This is a genomic window from Streptomyces torulosus, assembly GCF_001419765.1.
GTDB lineage: Bacteria > Actinomycetota > Actinomycetes > Streptomycetales > Streptomycetaceae > Streptomyces > Streptomyces torulosus.
Map to the genome: position 1 here is coordinate 1 of NZ_LIRK01000613.1, position 2589 is coordinate 2589.

1 protein-coding gene is annotated in these 2589 nt (G+C 74.4%); it reads left to right on the forward strand.

The window, feature by feature from the left end; all coding sequences use genetic code 11:
* Positions 1-365 precede the first annotated feature (365 nt).
* Entirely contained in the window at positions 366-2501 is a 2136-nt protein-coding gene (locus AOK23_RS35185; RefSeq protein ID WP_206336383.1) for a restriction endonuclease, read from the forward strand.
* Positions 2502-2589 lie beyond the last annotated feature (88 nt).

Consider the following 2589-nt stretch of genomic DNA (forward strand, 5'->3'; position numbering starts at 1 on the left):
GCCGGCGGCTTCACGACGCCGTACCGCTAGGTTTCGTCCCCCTCCCCGCCGCGGTCCTCCCCGCCTCGCCGCCGTCCGCTCCTCCCCGGTGCCGTTCTCCTTTCCTGCCCGGCATCGCTTGCTCTTTCGTCCTGGTATCACCCGCTATTCCGCTCTCGTGTCGCTCAGTACTTCCCTCTCGTACCGCCCGGCATTCCGCTCTCTTACCGCCCGGCATTCCGCCGCGCCGCGCCGCAGCCCGGACGGGGGGTGACCAGCGGATGGGCGGACGCCCGGTCGCACGGTAGAGTCGGCCAATTACTGCTTGTCGTGGGGCAGGGCTCGGCCGGGCGGTGGCAGGGCCCTGGGGGGAGGGCCTGCAAGGGATGAGTCGTCGCTCCAACGGGTTGGTCGGGGTCTGGGCCGAGGCACAGCGCCAGCAACAGCGTCAGCTGGAGGCGCGGGCCAGGCAGCAACGGGAGTACGAGCGCCAGCAGCGCGCGTACCAGCGGGAGGTGGCCCGCAGCCACCGCGAGCAGCAGCAGGCGTACCGGCAGCAGCGTGAGGCGGACGCCCGGCGGCGTACCGAGGAACTGGACGCGCAGGTCGCCGCCCTCCAGGGGCTGCTGGCCACCGGCTGCCGGGCCCCGGCGTTCCGCGCCGCCTCCCTCACCCGCTCCGAGCGGCTGGAGCCCTTCGCACCTGGTGTGCTCGCCCAGCCGGTGCCCATGCCGGACCCCGGCCAGTACCAGGCCCAGGGCGGCTGGACCGCCGGCCGGCGGGCGCAGGCGCAGGCCGAGGCGCGGGCCCGCTTCGAGCAGGACTGGCACGCCGCGCAGGCGGCGGAGGCACAGCGGCAGCGGCAACTCGCCCAGTACCAGCGGCAGTACCAGCAGTGGGCCGACGGGCAGCTGGCCGACGTCCGCCGGCACAACGCGGGCGTCGCCGAGATGACGGCGGCCCTGCGCGCCGGCAGCGCCCCGGAGGCCGCCGTCGAGTACTTCTCCGCGGCGCTCTACGCCTCCGCCGCCTGGCCCGAGGGCTTCCCCCGCCAGGTCTCCGCCGCGTACGACGCGGCCGCCCGCGAACTCGTCCTCGACTGGGAGCTGCCCCGCTTCGACGTCGTCCCCGAGGCGAAGTCCGTGCGATACCAGGCGAGCGTCGACCAGGACAAGGAGACGGCCCGGCCCGTCACCCAGCGGCGCGCCCTCTACCGGGACGTCCTCGCCCAGTGCGTCCTGCTCGTGCTGCACGACCTCTTCGCGGCCGACGAGTTCGGCGCCCTGGAGGCGGTCACGTTGAACGGGTTCGTCGACGACCACGACCCGGCGACCGGCCGGCGTGCGCAGATCGTCCTCGCGAGCGTCATGGCGCCGCGGGCGGTGTTCACCGGCCTGAACCTGGAGCAGGTCAGCGCCGTCGACTGCCTGCTCGACGGGCTCCGCGGCCAGCTGTCCGCCAAGCCGGACCAGCGCACCGCCGTACGGCCCGGCCGCCGGCCCGCCGACGTCGGCAACGGTGTCGTCACCCACGGCGGTGACGAGGAGCCCGACCTGCTGGAGATGGACCCGGTCGCGTTCGAGGCGCTGGTCGCCGAACTCTTCCAGGCCATGGGGATGCAGGCGGTCACCACCCAGCGTTCCAACGACGGTGGTGTGGACGTCGACGCCCTCGACCCGGCGCCGATCCGCGGCGGCAAGATCGTCGTGCAGGTCAAGCGCTACCGCAACACCGTCCCGCCGACGGCCGTCCGGGATCTCTACGGCACCGTCCAGCACGCGGGCGCCAACAAGGGCGTCCTGGTGACGACGTCCAAGTTCGGCCCGGGCTCGCACACCTTCGCCAACGGCAAGCCGCTCGAACTGGTCTCCGGCAGCGAACTCGTGGACCTGCTGCACCGGCACGGGCTGCGCGGTCGCCTGGGCACGGGCGGCGGCCGCGCCGTCCCCGCTCAGCGGACGGCGCCCGACCCCCGCCAGGCACTGGCCACGGGCCCGGCCGGCGGCACGGGCCCGGACTCCGCGCCGGACACCGGCGACGACCACAGCGTGCTCGGCATGGGCTGGAGCGGCACCGTCGCCCTGGACGTGTGCGCGCTCGTCTGCCACGGCAACCGGGTGCTCAGCGACGACCACTTCGTCTTCTACAACAACCTGCGCACCCCCGACGGCACGGTCCGCGCGCTCCCCCCGGCGGCGCCGGACAAGGCCGCGATCCGGGTCTCCTTCGACGCGCTGCCCGCCGAGGCCGACCGGCTCGTCCTCGTGGCGGCGATCGACCCCGCCGTGAACCCCGAGGCCGACCTGTCCGGTTTCACCGACGCCTGCATCCGGCTCCTGGACCCGTCGCGCACCGAACAGGGCCGCCTCGACGTCTCCGACGGTCGCCCCGGCGAGTCCGCCCTGGTCCTCGGCTCCTTCCGCCGCCGCGCCAACGGCGACTGGGACTTCGTCCTCGGCGGCAAGGGCTACCGCGGGGGGTTGGAGGAACTGGTCCAGGACTACGGGATAGAGGTGGCGTAGGCGACGGGGGCGGGGCTGGCGCGGGGTACGGGTGCCGATGCCGGTGCCGGCGCTGGCACCGGCACCGGCGCGGGACGCTGTGCCGGGG